General features: G+C 55.2%; 19 protein-coding genes. 13 read left to right on the top strand and 6 right to left on the bottom strand.

The window, feature by feature from the left end:
- Positions 1–86 precede the first annotated feature (86 nt).
- From AC2D8U_RS11535 to asd, 13 genes are all read left to right on the top strand, one after another.
- Complete coding sequence (locus AC2D8U_RS11535; protein WP_484619198.1) at positions 87–533, top strand: hypothetical protein; 447 nt, start codon at positions 87–89, stop codon at positions 531–533.
- Between the two features lie 297 nt (positions 534–830).
- Positions 831–998, top strand: a complete 168-nt coding sequence (locus AC2D8U_RS11530; RefSeq protein ID WP_484619197.1) for a hypothetical protein — start codon at positions 831–833, stop codon at positions 996–998.
- Between the two features lie 182 nt (positions 999–1,180).
- Positions 1,181–1,543: a DUF2750 domain-containing protein gene (locus AC2D8U_RS11525; protein ID WP_484619196.1), complete on the top strand. Its 363-nt coding sequence runs from the start codon at positions 1,181–1,183 to the stop codon at positions 1,541–1,543.
- 170 nt (positions 1,544–1,713) lie between these two features.
- Entirely contained in the window at positions 1,714–2,613 is a 900-nt protein-coding gene (locus AC2D8U_RS11520; RefSeq protein ID WP_484619195.1) for an alpha/beta fold hydrolase, read from the top strand.
- Positions 2,614–3,009: 396 nt separating this feature from the next.
- On the top strand, positions 3,010–3,537 hold the full coding sequence (locus tag AC2D8U_RS11515) for an RNA methyltransferase (RefSeq protein ID WP_484619194.1): 528 nt from the start codon (positions 3,010–3,012) through the stop codon (positions 3,535–3,537).
- Positions 3,538–3,627: 90 nt separating this feature from the next.
- Positions 3,628–4,266: a Crp/Fnr family transcriptional regulator gene (locus AC2D8U_RS11510; RefSeq protein WP_484619193.1), complete on the top strand. Its 639-nt coding sequence runs from the start codon at positions 3,628–3,630 to the stop codon at positions 4,264–4,266.
- 196 nt (positions 4,267–4,462) lie between these two features.
- Positions 4,463–4,768, top strand: a complete 306-nt coding sequence (locus AC2D8U_RS11505) for an efflux RND transporter permease subunit (protein WP_484619272.1) — start codon at positions 4,463–4,465, stop codon at positions 4,766–4,768.
- A gap of 11 nt (positions 4,769–4,779) precedes the next feature.
- Complete coding sequence (locus tag AC2D8U_RS11500; RefSeq protein WP_484619192.1) at positions 4,780–4,923, top strand: hypothetical protein; 144 nt, start codon at positions 4,780–4,782, stop codon at positions 4,921–4,923.
- Positions 4,924–4,993: 70 nt separating this feature from the next.
- Entirely contained in the window at positions 4,994–5,173 is a 180-nt protein-coding gene (locus tag AC2D8U_RS11495) for a hypothetical protein (protein WP_484619191.1), read from the top strand.
- Between the two features lie 134 nt (positions 5,174–5,307).
- Positions 5,308–6,903 (top strand): ABC-F family ATPase, encoded by a 1,596-nt coding sequence (locus tag AC2D8U_RS11490; protein ID WP_484619190.1) that lies wholly within the window; start codon positions 5,308–5,310, stop codon positions 6,901–6,903.
- A 151-nt stretch (positions 6,904–7,054) separates the two neighbouring features.
- Positions 7,055–8,200 (top strand): serine hydrolase domain-containing protein, encoded by a 1,146-nt coding sequence (locus AC2D8U_RS11485; protein ID WP_484619189.1) that lies wholly within the window; start codon positions 7,055–7,057, stop codon positions 8,198–8,200.
- Between the two features lie 456 nt (positions 8,201–8,656).
- Positions 8,657–9,232 (top strand): elongation factor P-like protein EfpL, encoded by a 576-nt coding sequence (efpL, locus tag AC2D8U_RS11480; protein ID WP_484619188.1) that lies wholly within the window; start codon positions 8,657–8,659, stop codon positions 9,230–9,232.
- A gap of 711 nt (positions 9,233–9,943) precedes the next feature.
- Positions 9,944–11,047, top strand: a complete 1,104-nt coding sequence (asd, locus tag AC2D8U_RS11475; RefSeq protein WP_484619187.1) for an aspartate-semialdehyde dehydrogenase — start codon at positions 9,944–9,946, stop codon at positions 11,045–11,047.
- A gap of 75 nt (positions 11,048–11,122) precedes the next feature.
- On the opposite strand, the gene AC2D8U_RS11470 is transcribed toward asd, so the two are convergent.
- The 6 genes from AC2D8U_RS11470 to AC2D8U_RS11445 form a co-directional block, all read right to left on the bottom strand.
- Entirely contained in the window at positions 11,123–12,427 is a 1,305-nt protein-coding gene (locus AC2D8U_RS11470) for an inosine/guanosine kinase (protein ID WP_484619186.1), read from the bottom strand.
- Between the two features lie 466 nt (positions 12,428–12,893).
- The gene (locus AC2D8U_RS11465) at positions 12,894–13,661 is read right to left on the bottom strand and encodes an META domain-containing protein (protein ID WP_484619185.1); all 768 of its coding nucleotides are present in this window, start codon (positions 13,659–13,661) and stop codon (positions 12,894–12,896) included.
- Between the two features lie 146 nt (positions 13,662–13,807).
- Positions 13,808–16,495 carry a TonB-dependent receptor gene (locus AC2D8U_RS11460; protein ID WP_484619184.1) on the bottom strand — a complete coding sequence of 896 codons (2,688 nt, stop codon included), beginning with the start codon at positions 16,493–16,495 and terminating at the stop codon, positions 13,808–13,810.
- Positions 16,496–17,079: 584 nt separating this feature from the next.
- Positions 17,080–19,689, bottom strand: a complete 2,610-nt coding sequence (locus tag AC2D8U_RS11455; RefSeq protein WP_484619183.1) for a TonB-dependent receptor — start codon at positions 19,687–19,689, stop codon at positions 17,080–17,082.
- 926 nt (positions 19,690–20,615) lie between these two features.
- Positions 20,616–22,406, bottom strand: a complete 1,791-nt coding sequence (locus AC2D8U_RS11450; RefSeq protein WP_484619182.1) for a DUF885 domain-containing protein — start codon at positions 22,404–22,406, stop codon at positions 20,616–20,618.
- A gap of 64 nt (positions 22,407–22,470) precedes the next feature.
- Positions 22,471–23,724, bottom strand: coding sequence for a tetratricopeptide repeat protein (locus AC2D8U_RS11445; protein WP_484619181.1), 1,254 nt, complete (start codon positions 23,722–23,724; stop codon positions 22,471–22,473).
- Positions 23,725–23,734: the final 10 nt, after the last annotated feature.

The raw sequence follows: 23,734 nt of genomic DNA, 5'->3' as shown, positions 1-23,734 counted from the left end.
AATTTTGTCCTAAAGCACACCCCTGAGCCATTGAATGCCTTACCTTGAGTTAACAAAAGGGAACCAGCAGTGGAAGGTACGCCATGATGACGACATTGATCCCCAGCCCCCAGCAATGCCACTTTTTCCGCCTCTACCGCATCGGGCTGAGCCTGACCGGGGTCTTACTGTTGCAACTGCTGGTGCTAACCTGGAATGACGTCTCTGTTAGCTGGCAGACTCTGCTGCTACCGACACTCTTATGCTTGGGGATCGCAGTCTCCACCATGCTATGCCTGCGCTGGGCCAATGACGGTACCCAACCCGCCATCGAGCACTCACTGCAATGGGATGAGAAAGGGATCCGTAGCCTGGATCATGCCGAGCAGTCTGAATTGAATTGGCCCGACTTTGCAGGCTACCGGATCCGCTTTGGCCTGATCACCCTCTACGGCGACAAGGGCGCGACCTTGACCATCGGCTACTACCGATACTCCCCGAAGCAGCGCGCTCAGCTGTTTACCCGCCTGCACCAACAGCTGCTGTTAGCCTGAGCCAGCCAAGTCGCTCATGGTTGCATTGCCGTGTAGCACCTGTTAATATCGCCGGTCAATCAAATTGCTGTCGCCTTTTTACGCGCAGCGAGGGCTGTCTGCCTTATGTGCGGCCCAAAGAGAACAAGCAACATTATTGAACGACGAAACGCAGCCAGGGTGAAGCTGCCACGTCTCTTAAATCCGACTCCTCTCGTACGATTTCAAAGAACTCTCGTCATACAGTAATCAAGCTTATTAATATCATTCCCCAGCTCGGCACAGACCTGGCGTGGGGCGAAAATAGTGAGTTTAGTTATGACCCTAACCCTTAATGGTTCCACCATTCAGATCGAGCATCCCGTACGCTCCATCTCAGTCCATAAAAATCGCGTGGCATTTAAGGATGCCCAAGGTGACAAGTGCGCCCAGTTGGCCGATGTTAAGCAACGCCGTCACTTTATCGACATGCTGATCAAAGGCTAAGTCGTTCCAGCCCCCTCGATGTGATCCCGAGGGGTCGCTCATCCCGACACTCAACACTTTTATCCCTGGACACTTTATCGGTCCACGCCGAAAAGCGGTAACAACAAGGTCGCGGCCTTGATCTCGGCAATGCTGCTCCAGGGCTGATATAATCCAGCCAATTCAATTAAGGAGTGACCGCCATGAGCGTCGAGAACATCAACACTTTTTACAGCCAGAATAGCCAAGAGCGCTACGATATGGTGATCGAACAAGCCAAGGCCAATGGTCAGCTCTGGACCTTGGCGGATGACAACGGCTGTGTCGTGGTGGAATCCGGCAAGGACGAGAAATGCCTGTTGATCTGGCATGACGAGGCGGTTGCCTCAGATTGGAGCCAGAATGACTTCGAGGGCTGTAAGCCGGTGGCCATCACCGTCGCCGACTTCATTGAGAAATGGGCCCCGGGTATGACCAACGATGGCTTCGATGTCGCCGTTGCCCCAAGCCTGGCCGGCGAAGGCATTGTCGTTGCACCTCAGGAATTTGCCGACGATCTGGCGTAACACAGCCGCCATGTTTCATACGCCGCGTCCTTGGAGACGCGGCGTTCCTGTATTCCCCGTTGCCGAAAATAAAAACAGCTCATCGGATCTGCCCCATACATCTCTCCTTCACTGCCATTTCGTGTTATCCCTATACCAAAGGGAGTAATGAAAGGAGGGATTCACAGGGTATGCACAACACCTATCTGCCGGAATTGATGCATTGGTACCAGGGCGGCCAGCTCCGCACCTGTCGAGGCCATCAACTGTTTTACGGCTTACAGGGCGATGGACCCGTACTTGTCCTCCTCCACGGATTTCCCTCCGGCAGCTGGGATTGGCATAAGATCCTGCCCGCACTGGCCCAACACTATCGGGTCTTATATCTGGACCTGCTGGGATTCGGTTTCAGTGACAAGCCTATGCAATCCTACCCCATTGGTGATCAGGCCGATCGGATCTGGGATCTCATGCTCCACCTGGGTCTCCACCAGGCACACCTGATGGCTCATGGCTATGGCACCACCGTCGCCCAGGAGTTGCTGGCGCGCCAGCGTAAAGGCCTCAGCCCCATACAATGGCACTCCTGCGCCCTGCTCAACGGCGGACTCTTTCCTGAAACCTACCGCCCTCCCCGACTCCACCGCTGGCTGGCCGGTCCATTGGGCCCCATCCTCGCATCTTTGCTAAACCAACGGCTGTTCACGGCCAGCCAACGACGCCTCTGGGGAGCCGAACCGGACTCTGACACCCTGCGCGGTCAATGGCAGCTTCTGTGCTATCACCAGGGGCAACTCGTCCTCCCGCGCCTGCTCGATTACCTGAAGCAGCGCAAACGCTATCGGCCTCGCTGGAGCCGAGCCCTGAGCGATTGCCCAGTCCCGCTTGCCCTATTCAACGGTACCGACGATCCCATCAGCGGCAGCCAACTCGTCTCCCAGTTTCGACAACTGTGTCCGGATGCCAGCGTTTACGAACTGCCGGGCGTCGGCCACTACCCCCAGCTGGAAGCGCCACAGCAGGTGATCACCCACTACCTCAACTTCCGCCAAGGCTTGGACGAACCCACCCGGATCAGCGATTCGGCCTAAACTCGACTTGCGCCACGCGGTGACCGGCAAATGAACCCGAGGAAATGGCTGCCCTGATCTCTACGATCCTAAGAGAAATGCCGTCAGACAATGAGGGCGGACGGCAAACCCAACGGCCCGAACCCAACAGCTCCCATTCATCAATGCACCAACTCTCAAAACCAGCCCTATAAATCGGTCGGATTGCAAATTATCAGCATCTTCCTTGCCACAGACCGATCCTAGGTAGAGGATTACTCCACCGTGCGTACCAGCCACTTTGTCAGCCTCTAAGCTCCGGCTGTTTACCCAGAGTTAGCTAAAGCTCTCTTAGGTTAAGGGGGATGGCAACACACAGGGCGACGGATAAAAGCAAAAAATTTGCTACAATCCGCGCCCCGTTTTGAACTGAATTAGATGAGTCTGCCCATGGTCCAGATAGGCCTAACCAACCCCAAAAGCCCGAGTAATATTGGTGCCGTGATGCGTGCCGCAGGCTGTTACCAGGCCGATGCCGTCGTCTACACCGGCAACCGGGCTCAACGGGGAATGAAATACCATACCGACACCAAGAACATGACCAGCCAGATCCCGCTGACGCCGGTGGAGTCTTTGCTGGATGTCATACCAGAAGGCGCAAAAGTAGTCTGTGTCGAGCTGGTGGAGGGAGCCATTCCGCTGCCACAATTCCACCATCCGGAGAATGCCTATTACCTTTTCGGCCCGGAAGACGGCTCGCTCAGCCAGGAGGTGGTTGATCGGGCCGATGCGGTGATCTACGTCCCGACCGTGGGCTGCATGAATCTGGCCGCCACCGTCAACGTCCTGCTCTACGATCGCCTGGCCAAGGGCCATACGGCACTCGAAGCCGGAGACGACTTGATCCGGCAGAGCCGGGATACCAACAACAATGTAAAAGTCGCGGCGACACGCGGGGACCAATAAGCCCGGTACAGACTGCATTGAAATGGCGGTCTGTTATATCGGCGTACTGATAACGAGAAGCCTCCGCTAACAGGAGGACAAGGGAAACACATGGCACTGACCGGACTATTTGCCGAGAAATTTGAGCTCAACAATGAGACGGCGAAACGGATCATCAATCTATCTCAATCCAACGTCTTTCGCAGGGGAGAGTCGGTTTGCCTACAGGGTGAGAGCATCACCCACCTGATCTTTCCCATCTCGGGACGATTCTACATCCGCCGTCCGGATAACCCGACCTCCTTCGCCATTGGGATCTACACCCCGGGTGCCATCATCAATGACGCCGCTTTTGTGCTTAACCTCGAAGCGGAATACGATGTCACGACCCAGTGTGACGCCTCAGCGCTATTACTGCCTGTCGCTGCGGCCCGGCAACTCTATCAGAGTGATGTCACCTTCTGTCAGGCACTAAACCGTTCGACGGCCAGCCGAGCCAGAGTGGCATCGCGGCTGACCGGGGTGCGCATGATGCCCATCTCCCCAAAAGAGAAGATCTACCTGGCGTTACAGGTACTCAACGGCTTGACCGACGGCGACGACGTTGCCATCAACAATGAACAGTTGGGCTTGCTCCTTGGCATGTCACGAAACACCGTGGGCAAGGCGATGAGAAGCTGGAGCGAACAAGGTGTGCTCTCTACCAAAGGGGGAGTCATTTCCCTGCATCAAACAGAAGCATTATCCTAATGAAAGTTGCTGAAAAGCTCATACTTTTTCCCTATTGCCGCATGCGCCACGTCAGCGTTGCCCGGGCGTAGAACTTCTTCTCGTGCCACAAAACCAGCGCACACTCTGTGCACAGAGTGTGCGGCGTAAGCTGCTTGCATCCTACCAACCCACATAGTCTTTTCCTGTTTAACCCTGAGTTCCCACCAAGGCGACCATCAAGCCGCAGCTGGAGGCAGATATCTCCAATCGCTATAACCTCTACAGCGCCACCAAGATCTTCCTGGCGCCCGCACCGGGTTACTCCAGTGGCCAGGCGATCGCCGCGATGGAGCGCGTCGCCGATGAAGTGCTGGGCAACGGCTACAGCTACGAATGGACCTCCATGGCCCTGCAAGAGAAGCTCGCCGGTAATGCCATCGTCTTCGCCTTCATCTTCGCCCTGCTGTTCATCTACCTGTTCCTGGTGACCAGTAGGAGTCCTGGGTATTCGCCGCCCCGACGGCGGCGCTCGGCCCCCTGATGACCAATGGCATGGCGCTGACTCTGTATGGCCAGATCGGCCTGGTCCTGCTGATCGCCCTGGCGGCCAAAGCCATCCTGATCGTCGAGTTCGCCAAGACCAAACGGGAAATCGAGGGCTTGTCGAACATCAACGCGGCCATCGCCGGGGGCTGATTGCATTTCCGTGTGGTGACCGTGACCTCCTGGTCCTTCGTGCCGGGGATCTTCCCCTTGGTGCTGACCCGTGGCGCCGGAACCAACGCCCGGAACAACATGGGGGTTCGTACTGATCGGCGGGATCTTCTGTGTCATGACCCCGGGGGCCATCCTGACACCGGGCTTCTATGCCCTGTTCCAGCGTCACCGTGAAAGGTTCAACCAAGGCTCGGGCCAGGACCGGGCCGCACGACTGCAACTGGACTAACGCCGCCCCGTCCGGCCGGCGGCCGGACTGCCCTTGGGCAGGGTAATCTCGAATTTCACTTGCGCCGCAGGCCCGCACTGGGTACCCTGCGGCGTTTTTCCTTTTCACACCTTCTTAATCTCGGGTAGCCCATCGTGATCTCAGCAGCCAATATCACCATGCAGTTCGGCGCCAAGCCGCTGTTTGAAAACATCTCCGTCAAGTTTGGCGGCGGCAACAGCTATGGCCTGATCGGCGCCAACGGCTGTGGCAAGTCCACCTTCATGAAGATCCTCTCCGGTGAGCTGGAGCCGACCACGGGCAACGTCAGCGTCGAGCCCAACACCCGCGTGGCCAAGCTGGGCCAGGATCAGTGGGCGTTCGAAGAGTACAGCGTGATCGATACCGTGATCATGGGTCACAAAGAGCTGTGGGAAGTGAAAGCCGAGCGCGATCGCATCTATTCCCTGCCCGAGATGTCCGAAGAGGAAGGGATGAAGGTGGCGGATCTGGAAGTGGAGTTCGCCGAGATGGACGGCTACTCCGCTGAAGCCCGTGCTGGCGAACTGCTGCTGGGCCTTGGCATTAGTGAGGATCAACACTTCGGCCTGATGAGCGCCGTGGCACCAGGCCTGAAAGTACGGGTCCTGCTGGCCCAGGTGCTGTTTGCCGATCCAGACATCATGCTGCTCGACGAACCGACGAACAACTTGGATATCCACACCATCCACTGGTTGGAAGAGATCCTCAACGATCGTCAGTGCACCATGATCATCATCTCGCACGATCGTCACTTCCTCAACTCCGTGTGTACCCACATGGCGGACATCGATTACGGTGAGCTGCGCGTCTACCCGGGCAACTACGACGAGTACATGATGGCGGCAAGCCAGGCCCGCGAGCGCCTGCTGGCCGACAACGCCAAGAAGAAAGCGCAGATCGCCGAGCTGGCCGGCTTCGTAGCCCGTTTCTCTGCCAACGCCTCCAAGGCCCGTCAGGCCACCTCCCGTGCCAAGCGCATGGAGAAGATCCAACTGGAAGACGTCAAGGCCTCCAGCCGTCAAACGCCGTTCATCCGCTTCGATCAGGAGAAGAAGCTGTTCCGTCAGGCGCTGGAAGTCGAGAACCTGAGCCAGGGCTACGACGGCGAACTGCTGTTCAAGGGCCTGGATCTGAAAGTAGACGTGGGTGAGCGTATCGCCATCATCGGTGAGAACGGCGTGGGTAAGTCCACCCTGCTCAACACCCTGGTGGGCGCCATGGAAGCCAAGTCCGGCGAGATCAAGTGGTCCGAAAACAGCAACATCGGTTACTACGCTCAGGATCACGCCGCCGACTTCGAAAAAGAGATGAACCTGTTCGACTGGATGGGTCAGTGGTCTACCGAAGGCAGCGATGAGCAAACCATCCGCTCCTTCCTGGGCCGCATGCTGTTTGGTCAGAACGACATCAAGAAATCCACTACCGTGATCTCCGGTGGAGAGCAGGGCCGTATGCTGTTCGGCAAGCTGATGATGCAAAAGCCCAACATCCTGCTGATGGATGAACCGACCAACCACATGGACATGGAGTCCATTGAGGCGCTCAACACCGCGCTGGAAAACTACGAAGGCACCCTGCTGTTCGTTTCCCACGACCGCGTATTCGTCTCCTCCGTGGCAACCCGTATCATCGAGCTGAAGGCCGACGGGATCACCGACTTCCACGGTACCTACGAAGAGTACCTGCGCAGCCAGGGCGTCGAGGGCTAAGCCCTCGAGCCACCTCCCGGACTCGGTAAAAGGCCTGACACCTAAGTGTCAGGCCTTTTTCATACATCCCCCACAAGACCCCATTGCGCTGAACCCGGTTTGCCTCCATTGTGCTTGGGCGATACCACCGAGAGTTTCAAAAGGGATAAGAATGAACAACCAATGGACACGCACTTTACTGATCGGGGCGGCGCTATTTAGCGGTTCGCTTTGGGCTGAAGAGCTACCCACCTTGCCCGCCACCAAGGACCCCTCGACATTTGCCATGCCGCAGCAGACGGCGCTCGATCACCTGCCTCAAGCCTATGTCAGCACTTCCCCCGCTGATCTGGCCGATGGCCTGGCTGTCGGCACGCTTGACGTCCCGGGCAGTCGGGAGGCGGTGGCAGCCCTGCTCGCCGACGACAGTGAAGAGAAATACGGCGATCTGGATAGCATCCTGATCTGGAAGGACGGGAAGCTGGTCTTTGAGATGTACAATCGCATCGGCCGGGTTGATGCTCCGCACTACACCATGTCGATCACCAAGACCCTCACCTCGGTCACCCTTGCCCGTGCCATACAGCTGGGTCATATCGACATGGCCGATCTGGATAAGCCCGTGATCGACTTCCTGCCCAAGCTCAACCGCAAGAAAATCCAACCCGGAGTGGCGACCATCACGCTACGGGATGCCTTGCTGATGCGCTCCGGCCTGCGGGTGGGGAAGGAAGATCTCAGAGCGGCCTCGGGGAAAACCAAAGAGGCCTTCTTTGAGCACCTGTTCGAACACACACAGCCCATTACGGCCGACAGCAAAGAGTATCTATACCGCGGCACCGATCCGGCGATGATCCTGATGGTGCTCGATACCCTGGTTCCCGGTTCCATTCAGGACTTCATCGCCGACGAGATCGCCGCCAAACTCGGTGTCGACTATCACTGGGCCGATCAGCCCTACGGTCTGCCAGGCAGTGGCGCCGGCGCCAGCTTTACTTCGCGGGCGTTAATGAAAGTCGCCGTGATCCTGATGCAGGATGGGCAATGGAACGGTGAGCAACTGCTGGCCAAAGCCTATGTCGATCTCATCATGGCACCGCCCGAGACTCGGGGCTATTACTACTACTTCCACAAACGCCCGGAGCGGATCGCTGGCCAAAGTGTCGAGGTGATTGGCGGCGTCGGCGCCGGCGGTCAGTACATGTTCACTTTCCCTGAGCATCAGCTCATTGCCGTGGCAACCGCCCACAACAAGGGTCAGATCAAACTGCCCCTGCAGGCGATGCAGGAGCACCTGCTGCCCCTGTTTTTTCGCTGAGGCGGCCCCGCAGACAGGCAAAGGCCCGATGCACGTCAGCGTCGGGCCTTTGGCCCATGAACATGCTCGCGTGCTCTTCCCGCCGTCAGGGAGTGGTCAAGATCCCCTGCGTGTGCCTCCCGCGACCGCCGGTTTGTCTCCAGTAAGGCGACCCGTCTCATCGAAGCGACGGTCGATGGGATCACCGACGCCCACGGCGTTGACGAAGCATCACGATTCAGCCAGGGCCAGGGGTAAAGCCCATGCCCCTGTGCTTGCCAAGATAGACCTCAGATACGGCAATGTCGGGCGCGTTTGCCTGGTTATCCAGCCTTACCTCAGACATTTCAAACGGATTTCTATCGGGAGAACCGCCATTGACCTTAATGACGGTGTATTATCTAGCTCGAAACTGCGGACGATACCGCGCTTATGACCACCGGATCTCATCGAGGGATCCCGCTCAGGATTGACACCATGCCAAAGGCCAGTGAAATTAAGAAAAACACCGCCATCGAATTCAATAACAAGACCTATATCGTTCGCGATATCGAGCGCTCTGTCCCTCAAGGGCGTGCGGGGGGTTCCCTGTACCGCATGCGCATGTACGATGTGGTCAGCGGTGCCAAGACGGATGAAACGTTCAAGGACAGCGACATGTTGGATCTGGCCGATCTTCGCCGCCGTCCAGTGATGTTCTCCTACATTGACGGCGAAGAGTACGTCTTCATGGACAACGAGGACTACACCCCTTATCACCTCAACCAGTCCAGCATCGAAAACGAAATTCCGTTCTTGGACGAAGCCACCGAAGGGGCTCAGGTCATCCTGATCAACGATGCACCGGTCGCCCTGGAGATGCCGACCAGCGTCGAGTTGGAAGTGGTCGAAACCGATCCGTCCATCAAAGGCGCCTCCGCCACCTCCCGTACCAAACCGGCTAAGCTGTCCACCGGCGTGACCGTACAGGTGCCGGAATACATCTCCACAGGCGACAAGATCAAAGTCAACGTGGAAGAGCGCAAATACATGAGCCGCGCCGACAGCAAGTAAAGGCACAGTATTGGAAACGCTGCCGCACCACGTCGGCGGCGTTTTGTTCTCTTCCGTTCATCCCCAAATCCCCTGCACAACATCACTGCCCGATGGCAGTTGATTAGGCTGCGCCCCAATCAACGTCAGAGCGCCTCCAGACCCCTCGCACCAGCAACCCTCACAGATCTTAAATCAACCAAGCGAAAGGGCCTGAGATAAGCCATAGGCCATGATGGCCAAAGCGGTGCGCGGAGAGAGGGCAAACCGCAGGTTTGAACGCGTCAACAGGGAGATCAAAGCCAGTCTTATTGACGAAGCAGAAACGGCGCAGCCATAAAGGCGACTCATGCCAACAGAGCGGGAACCATGCCTGAAAGAGAGAAGGCACAGCGAACATGCGTAAGGAGCCGGGTCCTCTGTTGCTGTCTGTCGCCAACGGAAAAAGGCGAGGTACACATGCGTCCAGGAACCTTCACTGACAGGAAAAAGCCCAATGGTTCATTGGGACACCGCTCCCCGATTAGCCAAAGAGCTCCCTCCCCTTTCCGGCACTCCTGCCAACAGAAAAACTCCAATTACCCCTACACCGGAAGGGGATTAATAACCATCACTTAGCCAACGCCTTGCCTTTGTTTATCTCTTGCCACTCTCCACCTCGCGGCCAACGGCCGGCAATGGTATGGTGAGGCTCCAGCAGATCCCAATATTACAAATACACAGGAGAAAGGAATGAAGGTTGGATTAGTCGGATGGCGCGGTATGGTTGGCTCTGTGCTGATGGATCGTATGCGTCAGGAGGGAGATTTTGACCGCTGTGATCCCACCTTCTTCACCACTTCACAGGCCGGCCAGGCCGGTCCTGTCGAAGCCAAAGGTAGGCCACTGCAGGATGCCTTTGATCTGACTCAACTGCAGCAGATGGAGGTGATCCTTACCTGTCAGGGCTCCGACTATACCAAGGCGGTATACCAGCCGCTGCGCGATGCCGGCTGGCAGGGCTACTGGATCGACGCCGCCTCCCATCTGCGGATGGAAGACAAGGCTGTGATCGTGCTCGATCCCGTCAACCGCGATGTCATTGACCAGGCTCTGGCCCAAGGCGGCAACACTTTTGTCGGCGGCAACTGCACCGTTTCCCTGATGCTGATGGCCCTCGGCGGCCTGTTCGAGGCGGATCTGGTGGAGTGGATCACGCCGATGACCTACCAGGCGGCCTCCGGTGGCGGTGCTCGCCATATGCGTGAACTGCTTAATCAAATGGGGGAGCTGCGTGACGAGGTCGCCACTGAGCTGGCCGATCCCGCTTCGGCCATCCTCGAGATCGAGCGAAAGGTCACCAGCAAACTGCGTGGCGGCGAACTGAACGCCGATATGTTTGGCGTTCCGCTGGCCGGCAGCGTGATCCCCTGGATCGACAGCCCGCTGGAAAGTGGCCAGAGCCGCGAAGAGTGGAAGGCCCAGGCAGAGGCCAATAAGATCCTCGGCAATGAGGATCCCATCGCCATCGACGGCCTCTGTGTGCGCATTGGCGCCCTGCGCTGTCACAGCCAGGCGCTGACCATCAAGCTGAAGAAAGACATCCCTCTGTCCGACATCGAAGGGCTGCTGGCCAAGCACAATGACTGGGTACAAGTGGTGGAGAACACACCCGAAGCCAGCCGTGAACAACTGACCCCTGCGGCGGTGACCGGCACCCTCAAGGTGCCTGTTGGTCGACTGCGCAAACTGGCCATGGGCGGCGAATACCTCTCCGCCTTCACCGTTGGTGATCAGCTGCTGTGGGGCGCCGCCGAGCCGCTGCGCCGCATGTTGGTCATCCTGGCCCAGCGTTAAATCGCGCAATCCCGCAATACAACAACGCCGGCCCTTGAGGCCGGCGTTGTGCTTTGTTCGTCCAGGAGCGCTGACTCAGCGGTCCCAATAGCCCTCTTCCAGGCTCTCTTCCCGTTCAGGCAAGCCCCGGGAGAGTCGTGGGCTGTGCTGGATCAGCACTTCGTAACTGACCCGGTTGGCATACTTGCAGATCTGGGAGAAGGAAGAGTAGGTCAAGGCCTCCACCACATGCTTACAGGAGCTGGGAACATTGACCCTGTGATAGCGGTTGGCGGCCATATCGTGCAGCAGAGCGGCCAGGGCGCCATCCCCTGCCCCATTGGTATTGAGGATCTCCACGGGCCCACCCAAATAGGGGGCAATGTAGGAGAACACCTTCACTGGCTCGGCACAATCCAACTTGCGCATGGGCCGGGAAAACTCGTAGCGGTTAAATTCACCGATGCCGCCACTGCGCAGCTCGTGCTCGGTTTCCCGTAGCGCGTCCCTGTCACAATGCCCAGCCATATAGAGCCCCTCGGGCCCCGCCGTGCACAGCACCATATCGCACCACTGCAGGGCAATATCACAGGCTTTCAACGGATCGGACTCGCCGGTCAATGCCTCGGCTTCCTCTTCGTTCATCGCCAGTACTGTCACATGCTCGGCAATGAACTCGCGCCAAAACTGGGGATCCTGCTCGATCAAAAATCGAGTGCCCAGGGTCAGCACCACGGGCACCTTGGCCTCGTGAGCCACCGCCATCGCTCGCAGGGCAGCCTGATCGATGTTATCCCCCTCACCGCTGCGCATCAGATAGGAAGCAAAGACCAACGCCCCTGCGGTTTGCACCAGCTCCGGCTTGATGGACTCGGGCTCCAGCTTGTCCATCGCCCCCTTGGAGATGGCAAAACTGCGCTCACCACACTCGGAGATCAGGGTAAAGCAGCGGCCAATGGGACCATCCACCGCCTGCAGATGATTGACGTCGACCTTGGAGGAGGTATAGCTGAGGTATTTGTAGGCGTAGCTGCCGATCGCGATCTGCTTCTCCATCACCGCAAACAGCACGGCGCGCTCATCAGACAGGGTGGCAAAATTATGCAGGGTGTTGCCGATGGTGCCACCGGCGTGCTCTTCATGGATCAGTCCCTGCTGTTGCAACTCGCCATAGAGGGCGTGGGCGGCTTCATCGGAAATGAGCAGAGAGCTGCCCTTAACCAGCTTGTGGCGGGCCAGCAGCGCATCATCGACATGCGCCTCGATATCCACCAGGGTCTGAGCGATACCACAGATATGGGTGCGCTGAGGCCGACTCAACTGACTGAGCTCTTTGGCGCGCAAGTCCCGGGCATCCACCGGGAAATAGTGTTTGTGTTTGCGTTGACCAGGAAATTTCATCGCAGGAACCGTAACGCTACTGCCTCCATGCAACTGACGCCCCCAACCCTGGTGAGCGAGCCAACAACCATGCCTGTGTAAAATTAGCACGGCCGCGAAAACAAGCCGGCGAGTCTACCACAACCGCCAGTGGATGCACCACGATTTTGCCCAACAACCAACAAGCCTGGCCGGGTCTTTGGTACATGCCGTATGGGTGAAATGCGTCTACTCGAACTCCATCAGCGGTCGCCGTCTCCGCAGTATCCTTGGTCGGTTACCTCTGGTGATCGATCCTAGCTCCGCAGATTCGCTTAGGGGCCGAGATCCGTAAGCTGGCGCAGTGGGAGAGTGGCAGGTGACAGGAGTGCCGGACCACGCCACTACGCGGCTGATCAAATTGACGCAACCGGCACAAAAGAGAAAGCCACCGCGAACACGGTGGCTTTAACTGATCGAGCAGGCGCTCAGGACCGAGGCTCTCGGCTCACTGGCTGCGTTCAAACTCCAACAACAGGGTCTCGCCTCGCCACCACTGCAACTTGCCCTCCGCCTGTAGCGTGCGGTCCGACTCGGCAAAATGACGCATCAACAGTTGCTCCTGTGCCATCAGATGATCCGGGCAGGCCACCAGAGTCATCCCCGCCTGGTGCAGGTTCAACGCCTCGCCCGCCGCCGTCGGCTTGGCAAAGAACTGGTTACAGCCGCTGTTACCATGGGCCTCGTCCCGATCCAGATCCAGCTCCAGATACGGTGGCCGACCATCGAACAGGCCGTGGATCTTATCCGCCCCCTCCAGATGAGTCAGCGACCAGCGCCCATCCCAGGCAAGCCACTGCAGCACTGAGGCGGGATGGTAGCCCTCCAGCACCACGTTCTCACCGGACAGCAGCTGCAAGCGGCTGCGCTCGATGCGATAGCTGTCAACCTGGGTCAGCACCTGGCTAAAGTTCGCTTCCCACTGATCGATCGGCGCCGGACAGCCCATGCGGGTGCTGGCCACCGGACCAAAAGGCTGACCCGACTTAGGCCATTGTCCCTTCATTCGGTTACACCCCAGGGTTGCGGAAAACTGCTCGCCATCGATCTGCAGCAGGGGCGTCTCCTGCATCGGCATCACCTGCAGGCGCTCTCCCGCCAGGGAGCCAATCACCCATTGCCCCTCATAGGGGGACGGCCCCTGGGGCTCACTCTCGGTCAACACGCAACCGCTCAGGGCCATTGCTGCTACCGCAGCGCTCAACATTAGCCTCATACGGACCTCTTTGCTTGGGGTGAAAAGTCTATAAGTTAGCAGCCTAGGGCTGGATGAACACCAACAGGCGACATAACTGTGATAAAGCTGTTGTTTTACAGGTACAAAAAAGCCCCGCCGAAGCGGGGCTTGAATGGGAGTGGAGATTAGAAGCTCTGCTGAATACGGAAGAACCAGGTACGGCCCATTACATCGTACAGTCCAGTATCGACATCACGATAATCATAATAATTCTTGTAGTCATTTGGTGCTTCTTTATCGAACAGGTTATTGACACCCACAGTGATGCTACCGTTCCACGGGTGGGTATACGCCACTTGAGCGTTGTGCTTAAAGTAGCTCGGATAATCCTTTAACTCATAGAAACCACCGTATTGCTTGTCGTACTCATAGTAGCTATTGGTGAAGTCCGAAGTTTGGCTGCCAATATACACAGTGCTCCAAGAAACACGAATGTCATCCAAAGTCCACGCCACAGACGCATTACCGCGCCAATCAGGACGGCCAACTTCACCGGACCAGTCGATCATATCGCTATCCGGCGTCTGCTGCTCTGAGAAATCCAGAATGTGGGAGAGTTCAACCTTGAAGTTAAAATCACCCAAATCGGTTGCCAGATTATAGGCTGACACAAAGTCCAACCCTGAGGTTTCTACTGAGGCCAAGTTACGGTATTGGCTGTGGATCTGTACGATCTTACCGTCGGAGCCACGAACAATATATGGCGACCCACCGTTATCAGACTCTTCCTTAATCAAGTCTGCAATCTCTACGACTTCAATCTTGCCGTCGTAGTTAATATTGTAATAGGACAGCTCAAAGCTCAGTGCATCGGTCACATTCCAGACCGCCCCTAGAGTCAACGAATCTCCCTCTTCCGCTTCGAGATCTGGGTTGCCGCCATAGAGAGTTTTGTGCTGCTGAGTCCCCCTGCAGTAGTTGTCATCACTGTTGTTCGCACACCAAACGGTATCCATCCCCTTCTCAAAGCTCAACGCCTCGGAAGCAAACATCTCACCCATATTGGGTGCACGGAAGGATTCACCATAACTGGCTCGGACCAACAGGCTATCCAGCGGACGCCAAGTCACACCCAGCTTAGGTACGACTTTATCAAAGGTGGATGACTCGAGGCCACGAGAGGTATAACCTTCCTGGTCATAGCGGTCATAACGTAAAGCTGCAGAGACCTCCAAATTCGCAGGCAAAGCGGCCTGCAGTTCACCGTAGATAGAGGTACGATCACGCTCCGCATCCACGTCATCGCCACCGGAGCCACCAGAGATAATACCCGCGGCAGACTCAGGATCACTCTTCTGAGCGAACTCAATCATCTCATACTCAGCACCAATCACACCGGCCAGGGTGAGATTATCGACATCCACCAATGTGGTTGAGATCAAGCCATCAAACTGGGTGCTATTAAAGGCACCTTGATATACACCTGTATGAGAAGCCTGACGGTAAAGATCCGTCATCATGGCATCCCAGTCAGCATAGGCCATTCCTGTGGTATTGAAGATATCGTACTGCTCAGAATCAATCAGCTGTTGAACAATACTGTCGTTGATCAGATTGTAGTTAAAAGAGTTGGTGGTAGAACGACTGTGCTGGGCATTCACTTCCCAATCAAAACCGTAACCAACATCCAGATAACCGACTAAACCGGCCAGGAAATCGATATTGTTGTTCTCAATGTGAGTGTCTCGTTCGCCGATCTGAGCAGAGCGCATATACACAGTCACATCAGAAATGCCATCAACTGGATTGAGCTGGTTCTCAGCAGACATTACCGGATAATTTGTCGATACTGGTGTACCAGCATAGCGAGCGTCGGTTTCCGCCAGGCTGGCAGAGATCCGGCCACGAAACTGTAGGTTATCCTGCAACTCATAATCAAAGTTTGAAAGGATAGAATTGCGCTGAGTACTCGGGAACAGCTTGGTTACTTCACCAAAGCTATAGAAGCAACGTCCATTGTTCTGACCATCGGTTCCATCGAGAACATTTCCTGTAGATGAGCATAGCTCACTGTTGCTATAAAAATCGAAGATGTCATTACCATCTTCGTCTTTTACGCCCGTATTATAGTAACCATTGGGAACAGAACTGAAAGAGCTAAACCCCTCATACAAAGGATCGTCCAGCTTCCAAACGTCTCGATCCATCACAGACTGGGAATCGTAATGCTCAAAGGTCAGGGTAATACTGCCTTTGTCGGTTGCATAACCGGCTGCAATCGCCAGTCGATTCGACTTACCACCGCTGATCTCAGGGAGCTCATTATTATAAGTAACAGTGATCCCTTCAAAATCTTTCTTGGTGATGATGTTAATTACACCCGCAACCGCATCGGAGCCGTATACCGCTGAGGCGCCGTCACGAAGGATCTCGATGCGCTCAACAATCGACATAGGAATCGTGGACAGATCCGCCACCGTACCTGAGCTAGAGCTGGTCCCTGGCATACGACGGCCATCCAGCAACACCAATGTCGCCTGGGCCCCTAAACCACGCAGGTTCACATCTGCACTCGCCGCAGCGCCCGCACCATAGCCAGACATGCCTCGCCAAGAGCCAAAACTGTTAATGGTTGAGTTATTCAATACGTCAGCAACGGATTGCTCGCCCGAGATCTCAATTGCCGCCGCATCAATTACGGTAACAGGAGAAGAGGTTTCAATATCTACTTGTTTGATACGAGAACCAGTCACTTCGATACGTTCCGGTTCGTCCTGATTCGCCGTAACAGTCCCCACAAATGCCACAGAGCTCGCAGCCGTGGCTAACAAGCTCAAACGAACCGCTTTGGATACAGAGGATTCCATAGCCATTATCACTACTCCCATATCGTTGTCCCGCGCCTAAAGCCCAGGCATCAACTGTGATGTTTTTGTTTTAAGTTATTGGCAGCACATTACATTGCCGCAGCATAATATTCGCTTTTCGTGCACTTTTATGTCAAACAAGGTGTCACAGGTGACTACTTTTGCAAAATATTCAGCGTTAACAATAGTGCAACAAAGAAAAAATACCTAAGTTGAAAAACAGCCCGATTTCTCGCTGACCTCGGGCGTAAAAGCCCAGCGATTACCGAATCAACATCAGTTAAAAAAATGTTACACCACAACTTGACCAGGAAAAGAGTCGCCAGAGAATAAAGCCAAACTTTTGCAACAATTGGTGAACAAAAATGGAATGTAATGAAGATAAGCTGAAGATCCCCTCTTGTTAAAAAAAAGAGAAGACGAATCCACTTTTAGTTGAACTTTTATCCAAAACAACACAGTGGATAGAGAAAAACTTTTACTGCTGTGGGAGATCGACGGTTACAGGAGGCACAACTAGGGTTAGTGCCTGCCGTTCAAAAACGAATAAAGGCAGCCGAAGCTGCCTTTGTTTAACTCAACGAAAATCCTTAGAAGCGAATGGTTACACCACCAAAGTAGGTGCGGCCAATCACGTCGTACACTTCCGGAATGGTGCCCGCTTCGTTACCGCCTGCAACTTTCACAGGGTCCTTATCTGCGATGTTACGAATACCCAGAGTCGCTACGACGTTCTTGCTGACCTCGTAAGTCCCAGACAAGTTGTGGTACATCGCCGACTCGATATCGTAATCCACACCGTAATAGGTGTGATCCATTGCGCTGACATAGCGGTTAGAGTAAGTCACAGAGAATTTGTCGTGCTTAGCGGTAACGCTAAAGTTGTTCTTCACTTCAGCGTACGCACCGTTCATACCATCGATAGTACCGGTATAGTCGATACCATCCTGCTCAAACTCAAGCAGGTAGGTCAGATCATTGACAACACGCCAATCCATACCCAAACCGCTGAAGTTATAGGCGATATTAGTATCGATCCCACGGGTGGTCTGAGAGCCCACGTTGGTCAGCGGGTTGGTCATATCACTCAGATCGCCGTCCATGGTGATGCTGATGTCATCACAGGCCTGCTGATCACCATCGCCTATACCTGTGCCATAACAGGCGCGCATCCGCTCCTGAACGTCCAGGCGAGCCAGGGCATTGGTTACATCAAAGGCAAAGTAATCAACGGTCAGAGACAACCCTTCGATAAAACGAGGTGAGTAAACAACGCCCAGAGTCAAAGACTCAGACTCTTCCGCCTCAAGATTTTCATCGGAGGTATAGTTCACCAGGATCTGAGGATCAAGCTCGTTACCCCAGGGATCTTCAAGGTAATCAAAGGAAGCGGTATCCCCGCCGAACAGCTCATCAATGCTTGGCGCCCGGAAACCGGTTGCCGCGACACCCCGGATCATCAAGTCTTCAAAGACCTCATAGGTCAGGCCCAGCTTCCAGGTGGTGGCGCTACCGAAGGTATCGTAATAATCGTGACGCAGCGCGGCTTCAGCCGTCAGACCATCCAGCAGTGGGATAGCAAACTCGGCATAGGCGGAGGTCACGTTAAAGCTACCATCGGTCGGATCTTGCTGTGCCGCCGTACCTTCACCACGAACAATGACAGGGTCCGGATTGTAGAAACCGCTCTCGCTGCGATACTCCGCACCAACCGCATAGGCGACTTCACCCGCAGGCAGTTGGAACAGATCACCACTCACCACACCAGAGACCACATGCAGATCGTTACCACCAGTCTGGGTCTGCAGATAGGAGATATCATCGACAAATGGCATGATATCTTCCGCCTTTCCTGAGAACCACGCGGCCTCATTGGCATAGATGGAGTTGGTCAGATTTTTCGCATTAACCGAGTTATGTACCCAGGTGTCGGCCCGGTTGCGGCCAAAGGTGTAGGAGAGATCCCAGTCCAACCCCTTGCCCGCATCGATAAAGCCACTAAAACCGGCAGACGCACGCAGAGTGTCCACATCCTGCTCATAGATCCGCGGACCCACCTCCACCAAACGGCGGCGATAGTTGACACGACCGGTCTCATCGGCCTCTACCCCAGCTTCAAGCATGCCACCGGTGAGGGTAACGCAGGGCTGTGAGGGATCCGGATAGGCTTCGCCACAGACGTTCAGCATCTCATTGGCAGGCTGAGGTGCCATCTGCTGGCGGGAATCTCGCTTGGTGTAAACCAGATCGGCATTCAACTGAATGTCGTCGGTCAACTCCTGGGTGGTGTTGGCAAACAGGCTAAAGCGCTTGCTCGGAGTCTGGAAGTAACTCTCTTTGGTGTAGTCATAGCCAAAGTCACGGACATTCCACTGATCATCATTGGAGCCTGGAACATAACTGGTGGCCTGCTTCTTCCCGTCTTTAAGATCATAGTTGCCATCGGCATTGCGCTTATAACCACTCAAAGAGCCACCCGGCACCAAAGAACTCGCTCCTGGCGGCACCCAGTCACGATCGCCCTGGTTGATCCCTTTTCGCTCAGAGTAAGCGACACCAAAATTGACACCGCCCTTGGCGGTTTGAATCCCGTACAAGGCCGACAGATCGTAGTGCTCACCGTCACCTTTATCGCTGATCCCGCCATTCATATCAAAGGTAAAACCTTCAACATATTTATGCGTGATGATGTTGACCACACCGGCGATGGCGTCGGAGCCATACACGGCAGAGGCACCGTCTTTGAGGATCTCTACCCGCTGAATCATCGCCACGGGGATAGCGTTGAGATCCACAGAGCTGTCACCACCGGAACCGGAGCTGATCATACGGCGGCCGTCCAGCAGCACCAAGGTACGCTCAACCCCCATACCACGCAGATCCACACGGGCCACACCATCGGAGCCGTTGTTGGTGGTGGAGCCGGACGCCATGCCACCCATAGCAGGAAGAGATTGCAGGATATCGTCAACAGTAACAAAGCCCTCCGCCTTGATGGCGGAACTGTCGATGACGGTTACAGGAGAGGCACTCTCCATATCCTGGCGAGAAATACGCGAACCGGTCACGCTGATCCGCTCTACGTTATCGGCAACGGCAATCTCTTGTGCCAATACCGGAGCGCTGATACCAACGGTGGCGACAGAGCCAGCCGTCAATCCGAGCTTAACCGCTCGGGCAATGCTAGATGGGTACTTCATCCTAACTCCCTAGAATCTTTTTATTATTTGAGTCTCGCCGTAACATCTGCTCGTTTTAGAGCTGGGGCGGCGATGGGGCCACCGTCTTATTCTGGCGATACTTGATCGATACTGGGTTAGCAATGGTATATGTTCAATAGCTATATCATTATGCCTTTGTTGCGGAATGGTAACCGCATTCACCACCGCCGGTAAAATGGACTGACCATCAGCCCTAATCCACGGCGAAGTGCGTACAAATAGAATATTTATCTCTAGTTCGCCCCCATCTCGGCGATATATTTGCCCCTGGAGAACAATTAACAAAAAAGTGACACGAAGTCCCAGCAATGTGATGCGCATCACGCTGGGCGCCGAATGGCGTTAAGTGATCGGATACCCCATTAACAGCTTCATCATATTTGATGGTGGATTAACCATAAATGAAGCTTATCCAACTGCCATATCAACATTGGATGATATCATCCGTTAAAAATAGCCATACTCTTGGATAGAATAAAGAATGCGCAAGTTTGAAATTCTTTCATCCTGAGGAGGGTAATTAAGATCGAGGCAAGATACCTGGTTTGTATCTATTGCAAGGCAATGCCGATATCAACGAGTCCACATTTGCTCAGTTTATGCTCTTTCACCCGATTGCCTATGCTCTGACATGACACAGAGCAAAGGGGCTTTTCTCAAAAATAGTTTGCCCCACCACGAGCGCACAAAACCAAAATGCCTCCTTGGGAGGTTTCTGCTTTCCAGTAGGGGCTTAGCTCACAGGCACTCAATCATCGTTGCGAATTGTGCGACAGCTATTGACCTGCAAATCCTCCCAAGTTGGGGGAAATTGGACTCTTAGAACCGAAGTATTGGATCCCAAGAGTCCATCACTATTGCTGTCCCACGAGCGCCTGTAACAAAACGGACCGATTTAAACACAGCTACTTAGCTGGATAACTGGCTATCCATGCCTCGATCTTGGCCTCTAATACGGCAAGAGGCAGTGAGCCGGACATCAACACCTGATTATGGAACGCTTTAATATCAAACTGGCTACCCAATTCCTGCTCGGCCTGCTCCCGTAACCTCAGTATCGTGAGTTGGCCAATCTTATAGGACAGGGCCTGCCCAGGGATCGCCATATAACGTTCCACTTCTGCAACCACATCAGACTCGGCCATCGGGCTGTTATCCAACATATATTGCATCGCCTGCTCACGACTCCAGCCCTTGGCGTGTAAGCCCGTATCGACCACCAGTCTCATGGCCCGCAACATCTCATCCGACAGCTTGCCAAAATACTGATAGGGATCGTCAAACAGTCCCATCTCTATACCCAGGTGCTCAGCATAAAGCGCCCACCCTTCTGCAAAGGCGGTATAGCCACCAAAACGCTGAAAACTGGGAACATCCTCTAATTCCTGCTTCAAGGCGATCTGAAAATGGTGGCCGGGCGACGCCTCGTGCAGGGAAAGCGTGGTGATCCCCCACTTGGGCTGCGCCTTCAGGTTGAAGGTATTGATATAGAAGATCCCGGGACGAGAACCATCGGCGGCAGGAGCCTGGTAACTGGCACCCGCTGCGGAGCGCTGACGAAACGCCTCAACCGGACGGACCTCGTAATCCGCGTTTGGCATCACATCAAAGTAGGCTGGTAGCACCACATTGATCTTACCTTTGAGGCCCTCGTATGCCGCGATCAGGGACTGACCATCAGCAAAGAAGTACTCGGGCGCCTGGCTCAAATGATGGAAGAATTCCTGCAGATCACCCTCGAAGCCGACCTGTTGGCGGACCAGATCCATCTGCATACGGATCCGCGCCACCTCCTTCAATCCCATTTGGTGGATCTCATCCACCGGCATGCGCGTGGTCGTCTGTACATTGGCCAGGTGCTGATACCAGGCCTTGCCATTGGGCAAGGCTCCCCAGCCATGGGTACCTCTACTCTTAGCGAGATAGGTTTGGCTTAAGTAGTCGTGCAAGCGGACCAATGCCGGACGCAACTCCTCCTCCAATACCGCCTGGTAACGCGTCACCAGGAACTCACGCTCTGCCTGGGACAGCCCCACGGGCAAGTGTTTGAGTGGCCCATAGAAAGCGCTTTGCTCAATGGGCCCCTCAATGAAACTCGCAAGCTGAGGCAGGATCCGCTGCACCAGGATCCGAGGCAGCACCACCTTGGACTCAGCGCCCTCCTCCATTCGCTCAATCGCCGCATCCGACCACTCGATAAACCCCCGGAGTCGCCCAATAAAGGCATCATAATCCTCCAGCCTGGCAAAGGGCTGCGCACCGCCACCAATGCCCAGTTGCACCAGGGTAATAAGCCGGCTATGAAACTGGTTTATCGGCAAAAACCGACTGGGAAACCTTTCGTCAACCAGCGCCGTCTCAAGCTCATACAGTAAGACATCCCGACTCAGTCGCTCAGCCTCCGTGAGAGTCTCTTCGGATAAGCCCCCAACGGCCCGCAGGTATCGCTTATTGAGAAGATGGCGAGACTTTAAGTACTCATCGGACAGATTATTGGCAAACCGATCGTTGTACTCAGACCGCCCGACATAGGTGCCCATCACGGGATTAAGTTCAATCACGTCATTGAAGTATTGCTCGGCTAATTGGCTAAAGGTCACCACGCTGTCCGGGCTCGTGGCCGCTGCCTGCTGGCCTCCGCAAGCGCTTAGTATCCCCGCCAACAGCAGAGTACTCAGTACTCGGATCCTTACCATCTCTCTTTCCTCTATCCCATCAAAAAGCCCCGCAGAGCGGGGCTTTAACTTCTCGCTTATCCGATCACAAGGTAACGCCCTTTCGATCGGCGGTCTCCTTGATGTAGGGGATCCAGCCTTTCGCTTCCTTGGCCGTGCTCTTTTCCTTACTGGCCTGCAAGGCAGCCTTGTTGGCGGCTTTGAATTCGCCCAGATAGAAGTGAGCCTGAGCCAGGGTCATGTAGGCACGTCCCGGATCTTTCAGCCCTTTCCCATCCATGGCGTTGCGTATCGCCCCTTTGGCTTCCTTGAAGCGCTCCAGCTCCATCAACAGACCGGCCTGCCGCATATAGTAGCGACTGTTATTGTCGATCACGGCTGCCTGACCATAATAGTCGACCGCTTTGGCGATCTCCTTGGCCTGGTGATAGGTGTTCGCCAACATCGCCAGCGTAGACTCACTCTTTTCGACGAGACCGCTCTTGAGGTAGCCTTCCTGGATCAGGGCTGATCGATGAGGGATCTCATTCTGAGCATAGAGTTGCGCCAGCATCTTCAGCTCACTGGCGCTCTCCAGATAGCCCCGACGATAGGCGACATCCATGGTGTAGAGCGACTTCTTAAAGTCCTCGGCCAACATGTACATCTGCGCCAACTGGACCCAGTGACGACGCTCCTGCGGGAACAAGCGCACAATCTCTTCGGCGATCTTCGCCGCATCCTTGTACTTCTTGGTCTCGTAATAGGAGGCCATTTTCAGGCTATATGGGCCCTTGTTTGGCTTCGACTGAGTCTGGATCGCCTTGTCAGACAGCTTTAGCGTGTCACCATATTGCTTCAGCTCAAACTTGGCACTGGCCATTCGCAGATAGACATTTGTGTCCTCTTTACAGGAAAACGTCATCCACTGCTGGTAGTACTTCAGAGCTTCCTCAAAATGGCGTTCGGCAATGTTCAGATCGCCCAGCAATCTCAGGGTATTCGCATGATCGCTACCACCCAGTTGATCGATATCAACGGCTATCTTCAAATGCTTCAACGCAGTCTTGGCATGACCTTCTTTACCCGCATAGAGGGAGCCGATCATACGGGCGACATAGGCCTTATCGAAGTCGCCGCTGGGATCGATCTCAATCAACTCCGCCAAAGCAGCATCGACCTGATCTTCCGCATACAACTCATAGGCCTTTTGAACCTTTCGTCCCACGCGCTCGGAGACAACCCGGGTCTTGCGCTGATCAATCTCACACTGCTCGGCGGCCAGGGCCGAGGGCGCGGCCAGCGTGCCACCGAGTGCTGTGAGCAACACGGCAGACAGCAAAGTGGTCTTGGTATTCATGGTCACCTCC

The organism is Ferrimonas sp. YIN67 (genome assembly GCF_057219095.1).
This window is presented reverse-complemented; position numbering and strand designations above follow the sequence as displayed.